Source organism: Cytobacillus sp. ABV4_503 (genome assembly GCF_056158445.1).
Window position 1 is genome coordinate 2,743,054 of the sequence record NZ_JBSWTH010000001.1, and the last position, 24,642, is coordinate 2,767,695.

The window sequence follows — 24,642 nt, forward strand, 5'->3', positions numbered from 1 at the left end:
AATTAGATATAAGAGTCTACTTTTTGGGCTGATCAAGTGCTTGGTAAGCTACCTGATACTTTCCTCCATCCGCAACTTCTGAATGGTACAAGGCCTTGAGGGCATTGTTTTTCTCAAGACCATGCTCAGCTTTCAGTTCTTTAAAGCGTGTATGGAGTTCTTTGTTTTCCTTAATTAGTTGTTGCATTTGCGATTTTAAATACTTCAAAATATTTAGCTCCTTTCTGAATCTCTGAGTTTAGCTTAAATTTTTACGTGAAATAACCTGTTTAAAAAGATCCCTAAATTGCTCCCGGTCTTCTGCTGTAAAAGGCTTTGGTCCCTTCGTTCGCTGTCCGCTTTTTCTAGCCATTGCACTTAAATAACGTGTTTGTAATAATTGGTCAATATTTTCATTTGTATATCTAAATCCTTTATGGTGGAGGACGATAATTCCTTTTGCTAAACCTAGTGACGCAAGACCATAATCTTGCGTCACGATAATATCTCCTTTTTCCACTAACTTCACAATCCGATAATCTGCAGCATCTGCTCCAGAATCAACATAAATGGTTTTCACTCCTGATGGCTGTTCTGCATTAGAAAAATGAGAAAAGCTTGTAACAAGGATAACCGGAATTTCAAAACCCCTTGCTTCTGCAATAATAATATCTTTCACCGGACAAGCATCTGCATCCACATAAATTTTCATCTTTCCCTCCTGTTAAGAAGTTCGACTTACTATTTAACTTAATCTTTTTCAATTAAAGAGACTGGTGACTTTTGTTTAAAAATAATCAAGAGTTCTTCCTTTTGCTGTATTTTTCTATCCTCATATTATACTTTATAGAATTTTGTTGGCAAATGGTCGTTCAATGGCCTACAAAATAGGTAGCTAAATCATCTGCTTATATTAAATCTCTAGGATACCTTAGAACTAAATACTTGATTAGAAAGTCACACATTTTATAGGTGTAAAAGAAAAAGGATAAATGAACAGGATGATCACCTGTATACATCTATCCTTTTTATACAACAAAAGACATCATTTACCACAATAACAATATTGTTTATTCAATTTGCAGATATGGGAGACCACCTAGTATTATGGGAAAAAACCAAATACCTGTATAATTAAACAAGTATAGGTGAACTGAAAACATAACACTTTAATTTTTGTTATATAAATATCTATGTTTTGTATAAGTCATTTTCCTAGCTGAAGGCACATTTTTTACCAAACTATCTTTTGCTTTTTTAGCTTACTCAACTTGTATTCACTAGCACCCCTACTTTACTAGCTGTTTAAAGTGTGAATTACCAGATCTACTAAAAAGGAATTTATTTTTTTACTATAAAGAAAAGAGGGGCCTGTCTGCTTTTAAACAGCCGGGATCAGGCCCTTACTCTTAGGAATAACCCATAATTAAAAACACCCTGCAAAAGGGTGTTTTTAACGTTTATTGTCTTAAGGGTCCCCGAAAAAATAGAAATCCAATCTGCAACTTATTTAAATAGCCGGGGTCATGCCCTTCCATTCAATCAATGAATAATAACCCTCGCAATAGAATGCTCCTGAAGAACCAGCATCATACTTTTACCCCTAAGGGATATAGATACTTCTTCTTCTCTGTCATTCCCATTCATCAAAACCGCCACCGTTTCACCATTGATATTCCCAAAGGCGGTGGCCAATAGGCGGTTATTCGTTGCCTGGCTGCCAATTCGCCTGGCTCCAGGCTTAATGAACTTGCTGAAATGCCCAATATAATAGTAGGAGCTGTTATAGTGAACCTCATCCTTCTTCGTATCCACAATCACTGGCGCATCACAATAATTCCACACATGGTTCGGTCCGCCTTCTTCATTCAGCACGAGATTCCAGTCAATCCATGCTTCAAGGTGATTGTTCACCGCTTTCCCGGTATGCCATTCTCCTGCCTGACGGCCGCCGGTTGCAATTGACTAACTAAGTTTTCAAATTCATGCCTTCACAAGCAGTACATATTCATGCCAAAACCTAAGTCAGAGAAATAGCTGCCAAATCCCATCCCATGATAAAATACTAAATATATACTCTAGTAAAGGAATGAATGTCCATTAATCTCCCAGACAAGGTGAAAAACCTGCCCTTAACTCCAGGCTTATATCTGATGAAGGATTCGCAGGGTCAAATTCTGTATGTGGGGAAGGCGAAGAATCTTAAGAATCGGGTTCAGTCTTATTTCCGGAACTCTACACAGCATTCTCCCAAGATTAAAAAGCTGGTCAAACACTTAAGGGATTTTGACTATATCCTGACAGATACCGAATTCGAGGCTTTTATGCTTGAATGCCAATTAATTAAAAGCATTAAGCCGCTATATAATCGAATGATGAAGAGTCCGCAGTCATTCATTTATATCTCGATCAGCCTCATCGGCAAACACCGTAAGATTGATATTGCCTATAATCCCATTGAGAATGACGGCAAGGTTTATTTTGGCCCTTTTACAAGCCGAAGCAATGTGGAAAGAGCTCTCCGGGGCTTAAAAGAATGCTTTAAATTAAACTGCAGCAATCCCAATGGAAAGAACTCTGCCTGCCTGAATTATTCCTTAGGCTCATGCCTTGGCCGGTGTCTTGGGGGGCCTGCGGAACAGCAGTACAATTACATTCTGGACAGGTTTATCGGTTTTCTGAAATGCACGGACATGAGTATTCTGGAGGACATGAATCAAATGATGTTGAACGCCTCTGAAACATTTGATTTTGAAGCGGCCTCCGCTTATCGGGATCATATACAAGCAGTAAGCTCCCTGTTAAGAAAAGAAAGAGTGATCGAATTCACCGAAGAAAATCATAATATCGTCGCGATCGAAAGATTAACAGATTCTACGATTAAACTTTTCCTTATTAAAAGGACGGATATTCTGTTCAGTCACAACTATGCTGCATCAGGCAACATTGAGGAAAAAATAAAAACGAACATTTTAGCTTATTTTAAAAATGATGAATCAAATGCGGCCGGAGACGTTAGCAGAAATGAAATCGATGCAGCGCATATTATTTACCGCTATTTACATAGCGGCAGCTGCTCTTATATCATCATTCCAGAAAACTGGCTGGAACATGAGAATCATTCCACCCTGGATCTGCCAATAAAGAATTTACTAAATAACCCTCAACACTTACAGCCCCCTATTTATAATGAATAAGGGGCTGTTCTTATTGCGCTTCTATTCATGTAAGATAAAGCTGTGACAGGCATTCCGTGCAAAGGAGCCTAATCAGCAGCTAAAAAACCGCTGATTAGGCTCCTCATTCGTACTTTTTCAGTTCACATACTCATTAGCAAATGCCTCATCCACCCTAAACAATACAGTAAAAGGGACCGACTCATTAAAATAATAAGCAGTCTCCCCCCTGTTTTGAGTTACATCAATAATCTCAGGTATATCTATTGAACTTAAAGCTCCTTGCAGTCTTTCAATAGATTTGATAAAGGTGTTCTTTTTCACCTCTCCATCGGTGCCTGTTCTGCCATAGAAATCACGCATGCTGATTCTCGTGCATGGATTATCCTTGCTGGAGGACAGCAGGAAGTGTCTGATCATGTTTGCCTGGGTTGGAGTGATAATGACTTCCTCTCCATTAAATAAGAGAATATTTTCACGGTCATTAAAGTACAGGACCAGTTCATTTTGTTCACTATTTTCATAGTGATCTTCACATGCTTCCTTTGAACATGTTTCGGTATTATTTTTTGTGATTTTGTAGAACGCTTGGTTCTGTAAGTATTTTTCATTCGATGACAATGTTTCAAATAATGGTGACAGCTCTGGACTCGGCAGCTGCTCCACCGGCAAATATGGGAGATTTCCCATCGTTTCATAGGTCTGGCTGGCAACGTATAAAGCGCTGTTGGCGAGATACATATGGGCGTGGAATTCCTGCTGCTGATTAAGGGCGTAGCTTGGATCACCCACCAGATATTTATCCAGTGACTGCTGAAAATAGCGGACAGCCGAACCGTACTTTCCATGCTTATAAGCCAAGAAGCCCAAACGATAGTATGCAATTGGGAGCTTTTTCTCCAGATTGATGGCCTTGATCAGTGACTCTACAGCATCACCGTCATCCTTGAAGTGATTCATTTTTATGTAGGGACCGAATTTAATAAGATGGGATATTAAAACATTTTTAGTATGCTGAAGGGAATGGTCATAATGTGGTCCATTATTTCTCGCTAAACTTTTAAGCTTTTTATACATTGTTTCATAGACGATCACCAGCTGCATGTAAAAGCCATAATCGCTTTTTTCTCCGTTTTCGTGAAGATCCTGTTCAAGCAGCTCCAGCTCGTCCAGGGTTAAGTCTTTTATCTTTAAAGTCCTCATCCCTACACCTCATTTCTTTTAAAAGGTATCAATATTGACTCCAACTTCTATTATGTATGAAGAACACTTACAACTATATAGGATTCACCTCTCCGTTTCGCGCGAATATTGTCGAATGAAATATGAATTTTTTGTAGCAAATCTTATCCCTTAAATGCTCGCTAAACTATTTTTAAATCACCAAAATTTACTTGAACTTGAAAAAAGCGAACAAATGTTTTATACTTTACCTAAAATATCCAAAGAACGGAGGAAACGATTGATGTACGTAACCATTTCAGACTTTATTAATGAATGGAATCGAGAGGCAATGCTGACGCAAAAGGTTTTGGACGGATTAACAGATGACTCTTTACAGCAGCAGGTTTACCCGGAAGGACGCACCTTAGGGAGAATTGCCTGGCATTTAACAGCAAGTATTCCAGATTATTTAGCTCATTTCGGGTTAAAAATAGAAAAGGCTGTAAATGAAGAAAATGTCCCCGCTTCGGCAAAAGTAATTGCGGATACATTTAAAAAGCTGAGTGAGGAAGCAGCTCTGGCCATTAATCAGCAATGGACAGATGACTCATTGAGCCAAACACAGATTGCTTTTGGAAGAGAAGAAACCAATGCTCAAATTTTGATGGGATTAATCAAACACATTGTGCATCATCGTGGGCAATTAACCATTCTCATCCGCCAGGCAGGATTAAAGCCTTTTGGGGTGTATGGTCCGCCAAAAGAAGATTGGGTTAATTTAGGTGTCACGAATCCGCCGCTATAAAGAGGAAAACGCTCGGAGATTGCCGGGCGTTTTTCTTAGTTTCTAGATAAAAGGCTACCCTAACCAGCCCTCTCTATTTCCCTTTTCTCCTTCTCCTTCCTCCCCTTTTTTCAAATGACCTTATTAATAAATTCTGTTAAACCAGAAGAAAATCTAAGCAGCGCCAATATATATAAGAACCCGAGGGTAATTGTCCATCTTTCAAAATGGTATAAGATCTTTAGGGCAGCGCCATCAATAGGACAAAAAAAAGAGCCTAGCCTCTACAGTACGCTAATACTTTAACGAACCGAAGGACAGGCCCACATGTTTATAAAAAGATTAAACTTAAAGCTATTTCCTTCAAATGCGGCTGGTCTGCCCATAAGATGAAGTAATTGTAAGTTTCACCTTGGATTGTAATGGGAGTTGGATACCTTACAATTAAAGCTGATTGATTCAGCATTTCTGCTGGCTGGTCGGCAGAGGGGAAAATGCAGCAGGCTTCCTGGTTTTGAATTCGAGCCTTCAAGATGCTTGGCATGGATCCATAGGGCCTTAATGGATGGAAAGCTTCTCCATGGCACACCTCATCTAAGTTTTCACCTGCTGAAATCGCTGATATTTGAAAAAAGCCGTCAGCACCTTCGTATCTTTCCTCGTTCACTTTCCGCCAGTTTGACGGATATTGGAAACGAACCTTGTAGGCAGTGTTCGTATATGTGTTCTTTTGGGTGCCATCCAATATGGCAGTTGGAGACCATTGAAGTGACTGAATGTTAACTCCTGCAATTAGCCGTATCGGGACGGGGTGATGGAGGTCGATAGCCCACATTTCACTTGCAAATTCCTGTTCCTTGCATCCACTAAGATAGGCTATTTTTGTTCCGTCTGTTGACCACGTGACAGGCGATGCAAAACAATTGGAAATAGCCCAAATTCGATCCTCTTCTCCTCGCCTCCCCACCGTTCGAACTTGTGAAAAATACCCGCGATCTTCAAAGGCGGTAGCGCTATAGGCAATTTTCAAAGAATCAGGTGACCATGTCGGATAATAATTTTTTGCAAGAGGCCCGCCTTTTACTTCAACCACATTGCCTGTTGAAAGCTCGATGGTGTGAATGATGGAGATGCTGACACCTGGTGTTGTATAAAGAACAAAGCTTCCGTCGGGTGATAGCTGGGCATTATTAAGCCGCCCTCCTGTGTTACGTGTAATTTGCTGTTTCCCAGTTCCGTCGGTTTGAATTCGGTAAAGCTGACTAATTCCTGATGCATCCGGTGCCTGGAATAACAGTTCCCTGCCATTCGGAAACCATTGAACATCTGTTGAGTCAGGTTGTTGAATGCTTTGCGCTTGATGAGACAGAACGTTGTACATGATAATGCGACCTTGCTTCGTATAAGCAATTTGGCTGCTGTCAGGCGACCAATCCAATTTGAATTCAGCACCTTCTTCCATCTGGTCGATTTGAGCGATCGAACCAGATGCCACATCCACAACATATATAATTCTGTTCTTTCCAATAAACGCAATTCTCCTGCTATTAGGTGACCATTCTGGACTTGAAAAAGAGTCACCCAATCCACTGGTGAGCTGCGCGTTCTCTCCTGTCCGGGGATTATATAACCAAATATCATATTGCCCTCCCCGATCAGCAGTATAGGCAATCAGGCCTTGGCCACCAGGAGGGGCGTATGGAATCCTTAACTTCATTCCGGGAAATAGCTGCGAGGATGGAAGCTGGTTTACAATCCGAATAAGCTCAAAATTTGGCTCCCCATTCGTAATGACATTAAAACGCATTGCAAGCCGATAAAGTGTATCCCCTGGCTGGACGATATAATATGGAACACCTGGAGGAACCTTTAATAATTGACCGGCCTGAATGACATAGGGTGGCTGAAGCTGATTCGCCTCTATGATAACTGAAGGCGGAACTTTGTAAAATTGTGAAATTCGATACACTGAATCTCCTTGCCTAACACGCACAGCATCAACCCCAGGTGGAACGGACAGCTGCTGTCCTATATAAATCGTGTAAGGGGACTTCAAATTATTTGCCGCAATAAGGGAATCGGCCGGGATTTCCCATCTCCTGGAAATCCCGTACAGCGTATCACCTGAACGTACTGTATAAAAAATTTGCATGATCTTCACTTCCCAAAGAATAAATTTCCATTGAGGAATTAAATGCGCACACACTATCTGCCCATATTCTATTCAATCGAAAGTGCGAGGTTCAGTACAAATGAAGAAGAATTAGATAAAAAAGAAATTTAATTCCTATATACATAGCTCTATTACAAATCTGTATAGCATGATTCGATTCAAGAAAAGCTTGAAGGAATCATTATTAGCGAAAAAAATTGTGGTAAAAAGATAAAAAACCTTCAAATGGGAAGGCCTCTTACTAAGAAGCCCTCTCCTCTTCGTCATCGCAAGCTCTGAAAGATAATGTCTCAAGAATTCGATGGATTCGATGAACCCCGATCATGTAAAGGCTCCATCCTGGATTTCGAACCCTCCGATCATCATTAAGAGGGCATCCCCTGTAACTTCATTTGAGAAAACAATATGCATTCCATATTTCGATGTAAATCGAATTATTTAGCTCTTATAATAGAAATGAAGCAAAAAGAAACTTAATCCAAATGAAGAATAGGAGCTTAATTTTATGAATAGCAAAGAACAATCATTTAAGGCAGAAACCTTTCACCGCTTACACCAGCAAGCATCAACCTTTGTTTTGCCAAACGCATGGGATGTAATCAGTGCAAAAATGTTTGAAGAATGCGGCTTTAAAGCAATTGGAACAACAAGTGCAGGCATTGCTGCTTCTTTGGGGTATTTGGATGGGCAAAGTATACCGCTTAGCAAAATGGTTGAAACGATTGAAAACATCGCCAAATCAGTAAATGTTCCTGTGAGTGCAGACATTGAGGCAGGTTATGGACGGACAGTTGAAGAGGTTTTAGAGACAGTAAAAGCAGTAACTGCTGCTGGAGCTATCGGGATAAATCTGGAGGACGGTACAGGTGACCCTAACCGGCCTATTTTTGAAATTTCATCACAAGTGGAAAAAATAGCAGCGATCAAAGAATTTTCGGAATCCAGAAATATGACCTTATTTATCAATGCACGAACAGATCTATATTGGTTAAATATTGGAGATTCCTCAATTCGTTTACAGGAAGCTGTAAAGCGGGCAAAATCGTATCAGGATGCAGGGGCAGATTGCATTTTCATTCCTGGCTTAACTAATAGGAAGATTATTAAGAAGATTAGAGAGGAAATTTCTTGTCCGATCAACTTATTGGTTGACCCAGAGATGCCTTCTTTATCGGAGTTATCTGAGATCGGAATTGAAAGGCTTAGCTGTGGATCCGGCCCATTTAGAGCGACCTTAACCTATTTACGGTCTATCGGTGAAGAGATTGTAAACAACCAGACCTTTCATCAAATGACAAATGGCGATGTTCTTTCTTATAGGAGGTTAACTGAATTCATACAATAAATTAATGATGAATCGTTAGAAAACATCGATTAAATTTTTGAGTAAAGTTGCCCAGTTAGAATCTTCTTTATTATGGATGGAAGGGAAATTCTAGTTAAGAGTTCCCCTTTCATCAAAAATGCACAACTTTGCAGTAATTAATGATACATAATTACCCTACAGTCGCGCCGCTTAATAATGAATACTGGAATAACAATAATGAAAAAGTAAAGAAAGGTTTATTAATGAAAAGTCATGTATCATAACTAAATAGAATGTCTTCACAACCTGGCATTCCTAAATTTATTTTGATTTTCCTGTATTAATCAGATCTACTTTCACTTTAACCTTAACATCTAAATTTGAGTAAATTTCATCCCATTTCATCTTGTTCCATCTTTCATACGACATACTATTACGTACAAGCGTTCCTATTCCAATAGGATCTGTCTGATATTCCTGTAATTTGATTAACAACTTTTTTGAATTGGTTACTAAATATTGTTCAACCTGTTTTTCCAATTGTCTTTGATGCTTTTCTTCGCTTAAATCCATTGTACCTGTGTATTCAAGGACGCTTCCTTTTAAATCCAGGATAATTTCGACTGACATATTTCCTGTATTCACTTTATTATCAATTTCAGAATTGATACTGCTTAAAAAAAGCTGAAAATTTTCACCTGACTCTTCTTTATTAATACTTATCATTAATTTGCCATCTTTGATGTCTTCACTTAATAAATTTAGGATCTGTGTTTCACTTAAATTTAGGAATGTAACATATTGATCTCCTTTAAAAGTACCCAATCCTTTAAATTCAATGTTCTCGCCTTCAGATGAAAAAACCGGTAAAACCGGATCGATACCGTCGTCGTAATAATCTCTTAAAAAACGATATTTATTCGTATTTAACACTTTATTTTGATTGCCTAATTTCTCGATGAACGTATAAAGATATTCAGCATTATCTTTAATAGAGGGTATCTTTTTTTTAAGAAGATCTTCTCCTTTTCCCTCCACGATAGCAAATTTTACTCTAGCTCCGAATTCTGGATCCCTTTCAAACGTCTCAACAACATTCATAAGTCCTTTTTTGGAGAGTTCCTCCCCAAAAAGAATCGTATTCTGCCCTCTAACTAACTTTAAATTTGTTAAATTTTGAAGTTTGATGAAGGTGTCATGTGTTGATTTTCCATTAGCAGTTAGAGTCTGAATATCAAACGTTCCTTCTTTAGTAACAGTGGGAAATAGGACAGTTGTTTTTATTGGATTTTCTTTACTTTCAGACATATCGAAAGCAACAGATTGAATAATTCCTAAATCTTCAATAATATTACTTGTTCCACAACCTGTTAAGAACAAAATACATATCGCGATCAATACAGTAATTTTATTTTGCATGATCTGTCTCCCTATTAAAACGGTTTATAAGGATTTGAATAAAAAGGATGCATAGCACAAAGCTGGGTAATGCCCAAGCTATACCAATCGCAAAATTACTCAGCCACATTAACCACTTTTCGACATCCACCACGGAATCTGGGGCCAATGCAAGGATAAACCCACTTGCTAGTATTATGAATATCCAAAAATCAGGCTTAATACTTTTAATAATATTTCCAAAAATTTGCTGAGCTCCCCAGTAATAGATTACAATTGTTGATAATACCTTGAAAGCAAAAACGCAAAAGCAGAGATTTTCGGCTCGTGTAAGGAAAGGAACTTCTGTATATTCAAACAAAGTCATAACTGGGTATTTATCATTTAAAATTTGATCAAAGCTAAAAAAGCCATAGCTTAAAAAGAGAATAATTAAATAGATTGCCGTGGATATAAAATTTCCAATAAAAAGAGCTTTTGTCCATTTTTTTTCAACCATCGGGAAAAAAAGAATGGAAACTTCAATACCCAAAAAAGCTGAATAAAGATGAAGGGCACCCTTGAAATAATCCGTTTCTCCTTTAAAAAAGAAAGTAGTAAAACGTGCAAATTCAAATTCTGGAAAAAGATAAAAAACTAAAAAAATCATCAGCTCCACGAAGAAGAATAAAACTACAGTTGCTTTAGCTATCTTGTAGATTCCACCTCTTAATAATTGAAAACTAATAATAGTAAATAAAATGATTAAAAGTGAGTCAGGAAAAGCTGGAAGAAACATCAATTTGAATATGAAGATATATTCACTCATAATCATGCTTGCTATTCCAATCCAAACACAAATGATAAACAAATAAACGGGCACCATTACCCATTTGGGAACCGAAGCCTCAATGATTTCAAAAATTGATCTGCCTTTACCAAGTTTATAAATGAGTGCAATCATCATAAGATTAATATTAACGAGGACGAAAATGAAAATAATACTTAACCAGCCATTTGTTCCGAAGTATTCGGCAGTTATTTGAGGTAAACTATACAAGACGAGACCATTTTGAATCATCATGATTAGTATAGATAGTTGAAATGGATGGAGTCGTTCCTTCATATTATCACCTTTAATTCCTCTCTTTTTCACTATCGTTTTGAGTCAAAGATTGTGCAAGTTGCCCCTTCTTTATTTTGTAAAAAGGCCCTCTCACAATACTATCCATCCAATCTTTGAAAAAGGTAGGAGAAATCGGCATAAAATAAGGTGAAGATAAATTTGTTAACCCGGTTAAGTGGACGATTAATATTCCGAAGGCGAAAAAAATCCCAATATTACCCAAAAGACCTGCCACTAAAATAAATAGGAACCGAACGATTCTAATGGAAGCACTCATAATATAACTCGGGACTATGAATGAAGCAATGGCGGATACAGCTACAACTATTATTAAGATATTACTTGTAATTCCAGCTTCAACAGCTGCTTGTCCAATTACAATACCTCCTACAATTCCAATTGTTTGACCAATTTTGGTAGGCAGTCTCGCACCCGCCTCCCTTAGCAGTTCAATGACAATTTCTAAAAATATAGCTTCAACGATAGGCGGAAAAGGTACTCTACTTCTAGACTGCATAATGCTTTGAAGCAGGGATTGTGGAATCATTTCGTAATGATATGTACTTATAGAAACATAAAAAGCTGTGAGTATTAATGTTATAAATAAAGCCAGGTATCGAAGAATCCTAACCCCTGTTCCGATAATCCAACGCTGATTATAGTCATCTGGTGACTCAAAAAAATCAAAGAAACTGGAAGGAGTACAAAAAATGTTTGGACTATCATTGACAAGTCCGATTATCTTTCCAGCGTATAGTTTTGTCACAGCTATATCTGGCCTTTCAGTTGTATAAAATTGTGGAAATGGTGAAAGTTGATGATCATCAATTATTTGAATCAAAATATTGGAGTCCGTTAGGGAATCAACCTTAACTGATTGAATCCTTTCTTTTAGATGATTCACAAATTCCATTTTTGCAATACCCTCAATATAGACCAAAAGAACTTTTGTTTTTGAAATTTTCCCAACAGATAACTCAATCATTTTTAATCGAGAACTTCTAACTCTTCTTCTAATCAACGAAACGTTCGTATTTAATGCCTCATTAAATGAATCATGAGGCCCATTTATTACTGTTTCAGTTTCAGATTGTGAAATGGAACGTTTCTCGACTCCAGATACATTTATTAAATAAGTATTCTCTCCAGCGAACATAGCCACATTGCCATCTAATATTCCATTTATCACATCTTCTAGATTACTTTCTCGTTTAAACAGTGATTGTTGAAAAGATTTTTCTAAATTATTGAATGACATTTCTCTTAAGGGTGAAAGGATTTCCCACTCTAATGTGTTGGAATCTACTAATGAGTTTAAATAAATAATGTGAATTTCATCCTGATGAAATGAACGATGAACAAGGTCAAAACAATTCCCTAATTCTTTAAGTGTTTTTTCATATGTTGCTTCTGAAATTGTTTTTTCATTTTTGACAATTGATCGAAAACGCCTCATTCATGTTCCCTCCTTTTACCCCATATTTCTTCTATTGTTTACCATTAATTTTTTTAATATGTATGGAGACATTTTTACAAACTTTATTGACTAATTCATTTTTCAAGAATTTGAATCATCTAAAACTGGGACCTACACCACATAAAGTTCGGCCGAATCCTGATTCCACTAGATTTTCGTTTCTGCTTTGTCCTTCTTTGATGATGGAAACCTATAAATGATTCGTTCACCACCTGAACGATAACATTAAATTCTTCCTATTCGAACAACGAGACTTTTTTATAAAAAAATGCAGCCCTTACTATTACAGGGCTGCATTTTTTTACTTGTTTAATTGGGATAGCCCTTCACAGGGAGACTTTATATGCAAATAAGAAGAAATACTGTTATGTGAATAATCAAGAATTTTAAATGACAAACTAAAAAAAAGAAATGGGATCTTTAGGGGGTATAACATGAACGTAAATGAATTAGGTTTCCTATGGTATTTACAATCAAGTTCAAACATGATCAATTTATTATTAAAATATCTAAGTAAAACTGCTGAAGATACTGATGTAAGAAATATTTTAAATGAAATATACGAAATCTCTACATATCAAGAACAAGAATCTGGTCAATTATTGTCTAAGGAGGGATATAAAGATACACCTTTCTTCAAGGACGATGATCTATACAGTTCAACAACAAAGCTATTTTCTGACCAATTAATTCTAGAAATTTTAAAACATATAGCGAGTAACGGATTGCGAGCGCTTACTGTTCAATATGTTGAGTTAACAGATTATAAAGTAAAAGAATTTTATCAAAAACTGCTCAATAATGTCATTCAAATAGATTTTTCTTTATTAAAGTTACTTAAAGATAAAGATCTTTTACAAAATAATTCCTTCTCTTACAAAAAGGCAGATGAAAGAGATGGGAAACTATTCAAAGTTGCATCAACTCAGCAACGTCCTCTTAATGCAGTAGAACTGGCAAATATGTTCAGTTCAGTTCAATGTAACAATGTTGGAGTTGCTCTTTGCACCGGTTTTTCTGAAGTTGCAGAGGATATGGACACAAAGAAATTTATACTAGAAGGAAAGAAGTTAGCATTTCATCAATCAGCCTCATTATCCGATATCTATAGAGAAAATGGAATTCCAACTACAACTGGCCTAGAGGCTCACGTTAATAAAGTAAAGGAATCCCCTTTTTCGGATAAATTAATGGCAAATTTAATAATGTTCTTAAATCCAGTCAGTATAATCAACCTGCAAACTGCAATTGTATCCAGTTATAAAAAAGATCATATAGATTCTTTAAAGGAACTAATCAGGATGATTGAAAACTACTCAGAGAAAGGGCTGAAGTTATTAATAAGGAAAAATTGGTTTAATGAACCACCTGTTTCTAATTGGTCACATAAATAGAGATCGCGCCAGGTGTTAAACAAGAAATGATTACTTCTCGGCACATACTTTAGAGATGGTAACAATCAAAAAATGGTATCAATTATATGTTCTTTTAGCAGAGCAAAAAATATCTAAATACCACGAGTCCATGTTTTCTAAAAAGGATCTTGTATTAAAAAAAGGTGCCTGCCCCTTTACACAGCTGGGGTCAGCACCTCTTTTTAAAATTGATAATCTTTTCCTTATATTGTATTACCTATAAATATATGACATGTCATCATTACAGAGCTTAACAATAAGTGCTTCCTTCTTTAAAAGTATTCAATGTTTTTTTTCCTTATTATCTTCATTAAAATAACACCCACACTGACACCTGGTATTACACACAATATTGGAAGCCAAATTGGCCCTAATAATACCCCAAAAAGCTTAAAGGTAGAGGAATATATACACCCCACCGTAACAAAGTAAGCTGAAGACACAAACGGAAGAAAAGAATAACTGTTTTTCCCTCCTCCTGCATCTTTAAAAGAATCCCACATCGCAAAGAAATACAAACAAGGATAAAACATCAGCCACAAATAATCGGTTTCTGCTATTGCCTTCTCAATATCTCCATGAAAACTTGAAATAATGACCCCATTGAAATTCGCTTGTACATTGATAAGGAACTCTAAAAATACAATAACCAATCCCTTTATCAGTTTTCCATTTAAAAATTGCCCAAAACCGGGAAGTGCAATACTCCATAATAGCCTTTCTATAGATGTCGCCATTCTATTCAAGCCCCTTACCATGTTTCTTATAGGTGTTCTCTTCCTGTAATCCCCTTTTAAAGAGCAGCAAACTAATTGCCATCTCCTGAAGATATCAATTAATATTACTCAGCATCACACTTATTATTATGTAAGCACTCTTCTCAAACTAAACTCCTTTTAATAGCAGAAAAAAAGCTGCCGAATCGGCAGCTGGGATTTTAATGCACTCTTGATTAGGTTGGAAGAGCTTAGGGTTTTATCATGTCCGAATATGTGCGATTATATCTGACGGAATACAGCAGCACATATATAACAATAAATGCAGCAAACAGGTTCAGAACGATCAGCGAATGGTTCAAACTGTAAAATTGGGTAAGCGCTCCGACTCCAATTACTGGAACAATAAATCCAGAATATGCGCACAAGTAAAATGCAGAAATGACTCGTGCCCGCTCTTTGGGCTCCGGTAACTGTCCGGCAAGTCGCAAGGCAATTTGAAAAGTCCATCCGCCCCCGATAGACTGGATGAAAATGCCTGCCCAGAGCAGCGGCAAACTTGATGTTAAACCAGAAGAAACAATAACCCATGACCCAATCGCAAGAAGCAGGATGCCGAATCTCATACGTGTAATGGGGTGACTTGGCCAAGGAATGAACTGAGCCAAAGCTGCACCACTGAGAAGCACGAAAATGATTAATCCTGAAACAGCAAGGTTGGACGTATGAATGACATTCTTTACGAAATTAGGAATAAGAGCAAACGCGATTCCTTGAATTGTAAAAACTGTGAAGATAGGCAATCCGGCCATTGAGATAAATGGAGAACGAATATTGTCTGGCACTCCAAGCGATATCTTTGTTTTTTCACGTTTTTGTTCACTGGAAACAGCATCTTTAGGAATAGATTCCAGCACAATTAGTGAGATGATAAGCAGGACGAGCAAAATCCAAAATGGCAAATGGAGTGGCTGGAAATGTATATATTGCAGGATCAAACCCGCGATAGCTGGTCCCAGCCCGAAACCAATGAGAATCGTAACACCTGATAATTTGAGAGCTGCACCTATTTGGCTGGGAAGAGTTTGCTTCATTAGAAAAGCAGCAGCTGTACCTGTAAAGGCTCCGTATGCGATTCCTTCCAATGATCTGGCAACATAGAGCATCCAGGAATGATTGCCAGCCATGAAGAATAAGGTAGATGCGATGGATATCCATATACTGAAGCGAACAACCCTTTTTAATCCCCACGTGCTGCCTTTTTCTCCCGCAATAAACAAAACAGGCAATAGGAATGCAGCATATATGGCAAACAAGATCGTGATTTGCAGACTGTTCAGCCGGTAAGCCTCACTATATAAAGGGAATAACGGGGTAATAAAGGTAGCACCGCATGACATCAAAAGAGATACCAATAGCATTCTTTTCACTGCTGAAATCCCCACTTTCTATAATAAATTTTTCAAAATAAAATTAAAAATTACTTACTGGAAGGTAAGTTGTATTTTTTTAAATCCAGTAAAAGCTTATACCTTATATTTTCTTAACGATATTGAAGTATTCTTCCAATGTGCATTTCTTTTCATAAATTGCTTTGGCAGCCTCAGAACCTACATAGCGGAAATGCCAGGGTTCATATTGGTATCCAGTGATGGTTTCCTTTCCTTTGGGAAATCGGAGAATAAAGCCGTAGCGGTGTGCATTTTCAGCCAGCCACTTTCCTTCGTTTGTTTCTCCAAATTTCTCTGATAGTTCCAAATTGGCGCTTCTGCTTGAGATATCCATCGATAGACCTGTCTGATGTTCACTGCTTCCTGGAATCGCAACAGCTTGGACAGCTTTTTCTTTCCCAACTCTGTTAACCTCTGCTTCAAAAACATGAGATTGCCGCGCATAAGAGCGATAGCCAGAAACCGCAAACAACTCTACTTCTTCATTTAATGCTCCTGCAAAAAGATTTTCCAGAGCTTTGGCAGCATCCTGGCGCATATAGCTTCTTTCCAAATCTAATTTTCCAAATGAAAAGGCAACCTCAGGAATCACCAATTGCTCCGGTTCATAGCCATATGGCAGGCTGAATTGTTTATTCACAAGGACCAGTACATTCCCGGGATTCTGAATGACATTACGGCCATTGACCACTTTTACTTCATTGAAATAGGAAGCTTCCAATGAAAGGGGATCCATTTCGGCAGACATTTCGTTTTTGCTTTCGGTGCCTTCGTTCTGTGAAGCATCTTCTTTACCATCTTCATTTCCGTGAGGAGCAGCTTCTTTCTCCGAATGGCCCTCCAAACTTTTCTCCTCATTCAGAAAAGGAATTTTGTCCTTTAGCGGCTTAACTTTATCCATATATGGATCGAGCTGGCTGCAGCCAGAGAGAAGGAAGCATAGTGTTCCCGCAAAAAATAGGATCTTTATCAATTACTGTCACCCCCTCTATCAACGATTAAACGAACCTAAGAAACGAAGTATATTATTTACTTACTAGAAGGTAAGTATTTCTCTTTAAAAAAACCGTTTCTACGGTTTTTTTAAGAATCGATTTAACTGAGTTAGTACTTCGGCTAATACATCATCACCCAGAACCCGTCTGTATAATAAAGCTCCTTTAACACTTGATAATATCGTTACCGCTACTTGATGGACATCTTCAGAGCTATTTATGATATTTGCCGTTTGTGCCTCCGCTACTAATTCTTTCATTACATTGAGTTCCAGTCTGCTGACTTCCTCAATCTTTTCTTGTACAGCAGATGGCAAAGATTCATAATCCGTCTGCAGCGAAGAAATAGGACAGATTTCAGTACACTCGAATCTTTGAGCTTGCTGCTGAATGAGCCGCTTCATTTTCTCTTCAGCAGAAGCCGGCGAATTTTTAATTAACATTAAAGATTCCTGCAGTTTCAATAAAATACGTTCTGTAACTGCGACTCCTAAATCCTCCTTCTTCTCAAAGTGATAGTGAATACTTGCTTTGGTCACTCCAAGCTGTTTAGAAATGTCATCATAGCTGAAGGCTACATACCCTTTTTGCTGTATCAATTTAATGGCTAAGTCTACAATTTGTTTTTTTCTGTTTTCCATATCCCGATAGTAACTTACTAATAGGTAAGTGTCAAGATGAGGGATCCGAAGTCAAGAACCCCGTAAAACGTAATTACTTTGATAGGTTTAATATACTTCCATTAACACTGGCGGGGTGTCCCTCATTTTTTCACTTATCATTCGAAGACGGTCACAAATACTCCATCCATATTGTTGCCTGAAATCTCATAATAGCTATCGTCCGGTACGTTAATCGTCCTGGTTTGAGGTATCGGGTAATAAGTAATCGTGTATGTTTCCCCATTCATATTCACAGAGATTTGTTTTTCTTCCTTTAGATAATCTAAGTATTCCTCTAAAGCAAAATTTTTTTCCTTCATAATCGCACTATGCGGCAGGCCAACATAGCGGATATGCCAGGGTTCATATTGAATTCCTGTTACGTCTGTCTTGTCCTTTGGATAGCGCAGGATGAACCCGTGTTTCCAGGCATTTTCTTCGATCCACTTTCCTTCAGGTGCATCGGCCATTTTCATTTGAGTAGATCCTACATCAAGCGATAAACCCAAATTATGCTCGCTATAGCCAGCCGGCAAGGCATAATCAGAACCCATCTCCTGATAAAGCACACTTTGTTCTTCTAAGCCTCGAAAGCCGCTGGTTATAGAGAAATTTCGAACTCCTTCCATTTCTGCTGCAGCTATCATCTCTGAAAATTCACGTGCAACGTCCTCAGACAGATATATTTCGCTGTTTAACAAGCCATATCCCCTTGTATGTTCACTTTGCTCAGATAGATTGATGACATCTGATTTAATACTCTCCGGGTGAACCGGATATTTATTATTAACCAAAAGCAAATTTCCCTGATAGATTTGTTCTTCTGTTATCTCTTTTTGGCTATGTTCAGAGGTCCTTCTATCCTCTATGTCACTTTCATATTGATCATCATTTTGTATTTTTACTTTTGGTTCAAAGAAAGAGTCCACATTTACGAATGTTAACCCCAGGCAAACTAATAGTAAAAAACCCCACTTCTTCATTTTTCAGCTTCCTCCTTATTCTTCCTTGCTTAAAGAATAGGAAAAACTATTTAAAAAAAGAGCAGGGTAAATTTTAAATTTTTCTTAAAACCTGTACTAACAGCTAATCTTCAGTCATTCGTTCACTTTCCTTTGGCAGACGAACTTCAAAAATGGTCCTGATGACATTGCTCTCAACCGTAATGGTTCCATTATGCTGCTCCACAATATTCTTCGCTATGAACAGGCCAAGACCGGTGCTGTCTTCCTGATGCGTTCGTGCTTTGTCACCGGTATAGAACATATCAAAGAGATGCGGGAGTTCCTCCGGAGGAACGCTGTCTCCATAATTCACAACCTGAACGACCGCTTCATCCCCATCAATCTTGCCGTTAATATCGACATACTGGCCTTCATTTCCATAACGGATGGCATTCGTTAGTAGATTTTCAAACACACGTGCTATCAATTCACCATCACCCAAAATGGGCAAATGGGGTGTGCTATCCATACGGGCAGCCAAATGATTCTTTTTGAATGCAGGATACAGTTCTTCCTTTAATTGATTAAGCAGGTCCGTTAAATTTAGGCTCTTTCTTTCAACTGGAAGCATGCCATAATTCATTCTGGTTATTTCGAATAATTCATCAATCAGCCTTTCTAAACGCTGAGATTTCGTAAAGGCAATGGTCAAAAAATGCCGGACTTGTTCTTCAGTCAAGCTCTCATCCTTAAGGATCAAATCCAAATATCCTAAAACAGAGGTAAGCGGGGTCCGCAAATCATGAGCCAGATTTACGACCAATTGATCCTTGCTGCTTTCCGAAAAATCTCCTCTTTCTACAGCTTGTTTCAATTTTTCACTTGCCAGATTAATATCATGGGCAATATCCCGAAATTCATCATTTGACTCTATCTGAACTTGATGTGAAAAGTCTCCCCGGGAGAGATGATGGATTCCGGTTGAAATCTCGTTAAAATAGCTGGAATATCGCTTCGTGAGTAAATAAAAGAACATGAACGAAAGCGGGATAAACAGCAGTAAAAAGACGTTAATGTCGCCAAATTGCTTCATAATTTTCCGATAATATTCCAGCCGGTCACCAAACTGGGCATTCGCATGATAATAGAATTGGAGTGATTTAAAGACTATAAACGTTATAAGTCCAGAAAAAATCATACTCAAACCAAATAAAAGCACCATTTTTGAACGAAAGCTGCGCACCATTTTACCCATTGAAGGAATACCCGACTCCCCACACGGTCTTTATCCATTTGTGGTTCTGCCTGCCTTCTTCCAGTTTTTTCCGCAGTGTCCGAATATGTACCATGACTGTATTGCCGCTTTCAAAGTAGGCTTCTCCCCACACCTGCTGAAAAATGTTTTCCACACTATACACCTTTTTTGGATGACTCGCGAGTAAATACAAAATATCAAACTCTTTCGGCGTAAGCTCAATGCTTTCACCATATAGGGTCACTGTGCGCTGATCAGGAGTAATCACTAACCCGCCATATTCCAGCCAGGTTTTATGACCTGCTTTCGGCTGATTCAGCTGTATAAAACGCCGGAGCTGAGCATTTACACGGGCAACCAATTCGATCGGAGTGAATGGTTTTGTCATATAATCATCTGCTCCAATGACCAGTCCCTGTACTTTATCAAAATCAGAGGTTTTAGCACTCAAAAAGATGATGGGCATGTTATGCTGCTCGCGAATGCGGCGGGTTACTTCATATCCATCCATTTTCGGCATCATAATATCCAAAATCAGCAAATCAATCGGTTGAGTCCCGACAACACGGACAGCCTCTTGTCCATCTGAAACTTTAATAACATGATACCCTTCTTTTTCTAAATGGATGGCAATCAGATCAGCAATGTCCTCCTCATCATCCGCAATTAAGATCGAAATATCTCTCATCTTCCCACTCCTAAATAAAAATGATCATACAGTTATATATCAAGTCCTTTTCATTTTCTATTATTTCCGTTTCTTTTTCAAAGATATGGCCACATTGTGCAAATAAACATACAGCCATAATAAAAATGTTAAAGTGCATACAATTTTTGATAGTAATAATAATAAGTAGTAACACATGTTAGGAGTACATTTGTTTATGAAAATGGAAAACAGCAATCTGAATCCTGCAGAAAATCAAACACCTGCCGAAATAGTGAATAGAGCCAAAAAATCATCTGATTTTAAAGAAATTCAAAAAAGTCTTTCCGGAGTCCAGATAGTCATTTTATACTTCTCTTCACTGATCGATCACAAGACGATGGAGCATGTATTTCTTCCATATATTAATGAGTGCGAAAAAAAGACTGACCAGGCTTTTGATATGAATCAATTTAAAAACAGCCTGCCGCTTGAAGAGGTTATCAGAACAAAGGAAGCAAAAGAAATCGAAGAGAAAATTCACCAGGGATATGTACTAATTAAATTTGAGAATACCTCTGAAGATTGTCTATTAGTGAATGTAAGCAATTTATCTAAAGGGATAAGAGAGTCTAACGAAACTGAGAATGAATTTAATGTTATCGGTCCAAAATTAGGGTTTGTTGAGAGCCTTGATACGAATATTCTTTTACTTCGAACTAAGGTAAAATCTCCTTTATTAACTACTGAAGAGATTGTGCTGGGCACACTGTCAAAAACAAGAGTAATGATTGTTTATTTAGATGGCATTACAAATGAACAGCATATAAAATTTGTAAAGAAAAGGCTCTCTGAGATCGATTTTGATATTATTTGGGATACATCTGCGTTAATCCAGCTAATTAAGGAAAATTCTTATACTCCTTTTCCGCTTTACTTTTCTTCTGAGAGGCTGGATCGAATTTCTTATTCACTCACTTCCGGCCAGGTCGTTATCTTTAGTGATGGTTCACCATACGCAGTATCCGGACCTACTACCATTTTCGATTTTTTTCTCTCATCTGAAGATTATTATTATAACTGGATTATCGGGTCTTTCTTCCGTTTTACTCGAATACTTGCGATCATCTTTTCAATCTTTTCTTCCGCCATTTATGTTGCGGTTGTGACGTTTCATTATGAGGTGGTTCCCGCGGATTTACTGGGTCCGCTAATAGAGTCCAGAGCTAACGTTCCATTTCCGCCGCTGCTGGAAGTTCTTTTTTTAGAATTGACCATTGAATTATTAAGAGAGGCAGGAGCCCGATTGCCTACTAAAGTAGGACAGACATTGGGCATTGTTGGCGGTATTGTCATTGGACAGGCAGCTGTAATGGCAGCACTGACAAGTAATATTTTATTAATCATTGTCGCTCTATCAGCCTTAGCTTCATTCACAACACCAACTATCGTGATGTCCAACACCATTAGATTATTAAGATTTCCCTTTATCATCATGTCATCATTCCTGGGCGGGCTGGGTATCATGGTAGGCTTTGTTGTGCTGCTTTGTCATTTGTTTAAATTAAAATCATTTGATACTCCTTATATGGTTCCTTTGCACCCGTTTCGCATCAATAGTCTTGCGGATAGTATCATAAGGCCCCCTTATACCAAATTAAACAAAAGGCCGGATTATTTGAGACCTAAAGATAAAATTAAATATTCACCAAAAGAGCGTAACAAAAAGAAGGAAGATATTAATGATGAATAACACATTAGTTAAAATGGGTATTGTTGTTCTAACTCTTATTCTGGCTGGATGTGTACCTCACAATATTATTAATGAAGTCTCTCTGATGCATAATGTAGGATATGACAAAGAAGAGGAGATGCTAAAGGCAAGTGTTGTTTATCCAAATTATGCCGAGAGTGATAATCCTGCTTTAATCACAGCTGCTGCTAAAAATCCATCCAGCCTGCAGGAAGAACTTAGCCATAAATCTCAATTTCCATTTGAAATAGGTCAAGTAAGGGTAATGATATTTGGGGATCAACTAAGCAGAGACGGTTTAGCTTCCATATTAGACCCCATCTGTAAGGATCCAAAAATTGGCATAGTAAGAATTGCCATTACAGATGGAACTCCAGATTTAATACTAAATAAAACACTTAATGAGAGTCCGCTATTCTTAATGAATTTGATTGATAAAAGTATTGAAAATGAAGGAATTCCTGAATCTAACTCCCATGTAATGTATGACCAGTTTTTTGGCAGTGGAATTGATATGTCCTTTCCAAATCTTACAGTTGATTCTAAAGGGCAAATTCAAGTCGATGGTATGGGGATTTTTAGAGGTGAAAAATTGGCACTTAGGATTTCCGAAAAAGAAACCTTCTTATTAAAATTAATGACGGATAAAAACAAAATGGGAGTATACAGTTTTGACCTCAACATGCATGGACACAAAGCAAATATTGGGGTCAGAATAAACTATGGAAAACACAAGGTGAAATTCATAAAGGAGAACCTCAGGGAACAAGTTAGAGTTAGCCTAAATTTAGATGTAGAACTTGATGCTTTGCCTGAATGGATCAATTTAGAAGATGAAAAGGATCTTAAATTATTTAAAACCGCCTTACAGAAATCAATTTCAAACGATGCTGAATTACTTCTAAAGGATTTTCAAACAAATGGTGTAGATCCTTTAGGTATAGGAAGAGTGTATAAAGCAAATCACAGAAATTATTCTGAAAAGAGTTTTTACGATCGGATATATCCTAATATGACATATGAGGTAAATACCAAAATTGCAGTTAGGCAAACTGGGGTGGGAAATTAGTGAACGTAAAAGTAGAAAAACAATTTCAAGTTTCGGCTTTTTTCACATTTTTTCTCATTCACTCTTCACAAACCGGAGTTGGCATCCTAAATTTTCAAAGCCAGGTTATTAAACATGCTGAGCAGGACGCCTGGATTTCTTTAATTATAACCTGGGCTGCAACCCATATCATACTCTATATTATTTTTAAGCTATTAGGCGGGGGAACTAATGATTTAGTAGCTGTTCATCAGTATTGCTTTGGAAAAGCGATTGGCAGCATAATGTCTGTCATGGCATTGGTTTATTTCTGGCTGGCTTCTTTGACAGTCCTCCGTGCTTATATTGAGGTCATCCAAATATGGGTGTATCCTTCAATAAAAACATGGCAGCTATGTTTCGTTTTCGGACTCACATTTTATTATATTATCTCAAGCGGCTTCCGCAGTCTAACCGGCTTTAGCTTCTGGGGAGTTATTTTGCCTTCTTTTCTGTTCTTTTTAATCTATTTTCCATTGAAGCACACGAATTATATTTATCTGCTCCCCGCCTTCAGTCATTCCCTCAGTGAGCTATTTTTATCTTCTAAAGGGTATGCCCTGCTTTTTCTTGGTTTCGAGTGGATCCTGATGTATTATCCCTTCCTTAGGAGTTCAAATAACAGAGATATTTCAAAATGGGCGTATCTTGGCAATATATATACTCTCATTGTGTACCTAATTATAACGTTAATATCTTTCTTATACTTTAATCAAGAGGTATTACAGCATTTACCTTGGCCCACTCTTATGATGGTTAAGATCGTTAAATTCTCTTTCCTGGAAAGATTTGAATATGTATTCATCTTTATTTGGCTGTTAGTGATCATATCCCCTATATGTATTTCTTTGTGGGCATGTACAAGAATCGCAAAAAGAACTTTCTCAATTCCTCCTAAAACGACTTTGCTATTCTTACTTATTGCAGAGATGATTGTTTCTGTATACCTTCAGGAATTTAAGAGCATTGATTATCTTGTCAATTTTACTTCTAATGCGGGAATTGGTTTTGTATATGTGTATCTGCCGCTCCTTCTTATTATAAAATGGATTAAGAATTATTTTATGAAAAATAGGTTAAACAAAATCTAATTCCTAATGCAAAAAAGAGTGCCTATCTTGTTAAAAGATAGGCACTCTTTGGGTGATCCCGGAAG

The 24,642-nt window shown here is 37.6% G+C and carries 22 protein-coding genes; 7 read left to right on the forward strand and 15 right to left on the reverse strand.

All coding sequences use genetic code 11. The features are described 5' to 3' along the window. Positions 1 to 16: 16 nt before the first annotated feature. The 3 genes from ACXAD1_RS13695 to ACXAD1_RS13705 form a co-directional block, all read right to left on the reverse strand. Positions 17 to 208, reverse strand: coding sequence for a hypothetical protein (locus ACXAD1_RS13695; RefSeq protein ID WP_048008527.1), 192 nt, complete (start codon positions 206 to 208; stop codon positions 17 to 19). 30 nt (positions 209 to 238) lie between these two features. Next, complete coding sequence (locus ACXAD1_RS13700; RefSeq protein ID WP_474910337.1) at positions 239 to 691, reverse strand: YaiI/YqxD family protein; 453 nt, start codon at positions 689 to 691, stop codon at positions 239 to 241. Positions 692 to 1,521: 830 nt separating this feature from the next. Next, positions 1,522 to 1,893 carry a glycoside hydrolase family 30 beta sandwich domain-containing protein gene (locus ACXAD1_RS13705; RefSeq protein ID WP_474910338.1) on the reverse strand — a complete coding sequence of 124 codons (372 nt, stop codon included), beginning with the start codon at positions 1,891 to 1,893 and terminating at the stop codon, positions 1,522 to 1,524. Between the two features lie 239 nt (positions 1,894 to 2,132). Between ACXAD1_RS13705 and ACXAD1_RS13710 the strand changes: the two genes are divergently transcribed. Next, on the forward strand, positions 2,133 to 3,176 hold the full coding sequence (locus ACXAD1_RS13710; RefSeq protein ID WP_474910339.1) for a GIY-YIG nuclease family protein: 1,044 nt from the start codon (positions 2,133 to 2,135) through the stop codon (positions 3,174 to 3,176). A gap of 117 nt (positions 3,177 to 3,293) precedes the next feature. Here the strand turns inward: ACXAD1_RS13710 and ACXAD1_RS13715 are convergent, their stop codons facing one another. Beyond that, a complete protein-coding gene (locus ACXAD1_RS13715) occupies positions 3,294 to 4,358 on the reverse strand; it encodes a tetratricopeptide repeat protein (protein ID WP_474910340.1) in 1,065 nt (354 codons plus the stop codon). A gap of 262 nt (positions 4,359 to 4,620) precedes the next feature. Here ACXAD1_RS13715 and ACXAD1_RS13720 point away from each other — a divergent pair, with 262 nt between their 5' ends. Continuing rightward, positions 4,621 to 5,124, forward strand: a complete 504-nt coding sequence (locus tag ACXAD1_RS13720; RefSeq protein WP_474910341.1) for a DinB family protein — start codon at positions 4,621 to 4,623, stop codon at positions 5,122 to 5,124. 310 nt (positions 5,125 to 5,434) lie between these two features. On the opposite strand, the gene ACXAD1_RS13725 is transcribed toward ACXAD1_RS13720, so the two are convergent. Then, positions 5,435 to 7,255, reverse strand: a complete 1,821-nt coding sequence (locus tag ACXAD1_RS13725) for a LysM peptidoglycan-binding domain-containing protein (protein WP_474910342.1) — start codon at positions 7,253 to 7,255, stop codon at positions 5,435 to 5,437. Between the two features lie 526 nt (positions 7,256 to 7,781). On the opposite strand from ACXAD1_RS13725, the gene ACXAD1_RS13730 reads away from it, so the two are divergent. Further along, positions 7,782 to 8,621: an isocitrate lyase/PEP mutase family protein gene (locus ACXAD1_RS13730; protein WP_474910343.1), complete on the forward strand. Its 840-nt coding sequence runs from the start codon at positions 7,782 to 7,784 to the stop codon at positions 8,619 to 8,621. 282 nt (positions 8,622 to 8,903) lie between these two features. Here the strand turns inward: ACXAD1_RS13730 and ACXAD1_RS13735 are convergent, their stop codons facing one another. The 3 genes from ACXAD1_RS13735 to ACXAD1_RS13745 are packed head-to-tail and all read right to left on the reverse strand — an operon-like array spanning position 8,904 to position 12,541. Continuing rightward, entirely contained in the window at positions 8,904 to 10,001 is a 1,098-nt protein-coding gene (locus ACXAD1_RS13735) for a Ger(x)C family spore germination protein (RefSeq protein WP_474910344.1), read from the reverse strand. Continuing rightward, on the reverse strand, positions 9,991 to 11,085 hold the full coding sequence (locus ACXAD1_RS13740) for a GerAB/ArcD/ProY family transporter (RefSeq protein ID WP_474910345.1): 1,095 nt from the start codon (positions 11,083 to 11,085) through the stop codon (positions 9,991 to 9,993). The genes ACXAD1_RS13735 and ACXAD1_RS13740 overlap by 11 nt, the downstream gene beginning before the upstream one ends. A 10-nt stretch (positions 11,086 to 11,095) precedes the next feature. Then, positions 11,096 to 12,541, reverse strand: coding sequence for a spore germination protein (locus ACXAD1_RS13745; RefSeq protein WP_474910346.1), 1,446 nt, complete (start codon positions 12,539 to 12,541; stop codon positions 11,096 to 11,098). A gap of 455 nt (positions 12,542 to 12,996) precedes the next feature. On the opposite strand from ACXAD1_RS13745, the gene ACXAD1_RS13750 reads away from it, so the two are divergent. Then, a complete protein-coding gene (locus ACXAD1_RS13750) occupies positions 12,997 to 13,956 on the forward strand; it encodes a DUF3231 family protein (RefSeq protein ID WP_474910347.1) in 960 nt (319 codons plus the stop codon). 293 nt (positions 13,957 to 14,249) lie between these two features. On the opposite strand, the gene ACXAD1_RS13755 is transcribed toward ACXAD1_RS13750, so the two are convergent. The 7 genes from ACXAD1_RS13755 to vanR form a co-directional block, all read right to left on the reverse strand. Then, positions 14,250 to 14,714: a hypothetical protein gene (locus ACXAD1_RS13755; RefSeq protein ID WP_206844818.1), complete on the reverse strand. Its 465-nt coding sequence runs from the start codon at positions 14,712 to 14,714 to the stop codon at positions 14,250 to 14,252. A gap of 230 nt (positions 14,715 to 14,944) precedes the next feature. Further along, positions 14,945 to 16,114, reverse strand: a complete 1,170-nt coding sequence (locus tag ACXAD1_RS13760) for an MFS transporter (RefSeq protein ID WP_206844903.1) — start codon at positions 16,112 to 16,114, stop codon at positions 14,945 to 14,947. A 112-nt stretch (positions 16,115 to 16,226) separates the two neighbouring features. Beyond that, positions 16,227 to 17,114 (reverse strand): M15 family metallopeptidase, encoded by an 888-nt coding sequence (locus ACXAD1_RS13765; RefSeq protein ID WP_474911313.1) that lies wholly within the window; start codon positions 17,112 to 17,114, stop codon positions 16,227 to 16,229. A gap of 102 nt (positions 17,115 to 17,216) precedes the next feature. Further along, positions 17,217 to 17,780, reverse strand: a complete 564-nt coding sequence (locus ACXAD1_RS13770) for a TetR/AcrR family transcriptional regulator (protein ID WP_370224634.1) — start codon at positions 17,778 to 17,780, stop codon at positions 17,217 to 17,219. A 137-nt stretch (positions 17,781 to 17,917) separates the two neighbouring features. After that, positions 17,918 to 18,784, reverse strand: a complete 867-nt coding sequence (gene vanY / locus ACXAD1_RS13775) for a VanY-A/VanY-F/VanY-M family D-Ala-D-Ala carboxypeptidase (RefSeq protein ID WP_474910348.1) — start codon at positions 18,782 to 18,784, stop codon at positions 17,918 to 17,920. 103 nt (positions 18,785 to 18,887) lie between these two features. After that, on the reverse strand, positions 18,888 to 20,000 hold the full coding sequence (locus tag ACXAD1_RS13780; protein ID WP_474910349.1) for a sensor histidine kinase: 1,113 nt from the start codon (positions 19,998 to 20,000) through the stop codon (positions 18,888 to 18,890). Next, a complete protein-coding gene (gene vanR, locus ACXAD1_RS13785; RefSeq protein ID WP_474910350.1) occupies positions 19,993 to 20,688 on the reverse strand; it encodes a vancomycin resistance response regulator transcription factor, VanR-F/VanR-M family in 696 nt (231 codons plus the stop codon). Before vanR ends, ACXAD1_RS13780 begins: the two co-directional genes overlap by 8 nt. Positions 20,689 to 20,884: 196 nt before the next feature. Here vanR and ACXAD1_RS13790 point away from each other — a divergent pair, with 196 nt between their 5' ends. The 3 genes from ACXAD1_RS13790 to ACXAD1_RS13800 are packed head-to-tail and all read left to right on the forward strand — an operon-like array spanning position 20,885 to position 24,577. Next, positions 20,885 to 22,399 carry a spore germination protein gene (locus ACXAD1_RS13790; protein WP_474910351.1) on the forward strand — a complete coding sequence of 505 codons (1,515 nt, stop codon included), beginning with the start codon at positions 20,885 to 20,887 and terminating at the stop codon, positions 22,397 to 22,399. Beyond that, positions 22,389 to 23,468, forward strand: coding sequence for a Ger(x)C family spore germination protein (locus ACXAD1_RS13795; RefSeq protein WP_474910352.1), 1,080 nt, complete (start codon positions 22,389 to 22,391; stop codon positions 23,466 to 23,468). The genes ACXAD1_RS13790 and ACXAD1_RS13795 overlap by 11 nt, the downstream gene beginning before the upstream one ends. Beyond that, positions 23,468 to 24,577: a GerAB/ArcD/ProY family transporter gene (locus ACXAD1_RS13800; protein WP_474910353.1), complete on the forward strand. Its 1,110-nt coding sequence runs from the start codon at positions 23,468 to 23,470 to the stop codon at positions 24,575 to 24,577. Before ACXAD1_RS13795 ends, ACXAD1_RS13800 begins: the two co-directional genes overlap by 1 nt. Positions 24,578 to 24,642 lie beyond the last annotated feature (65 nt).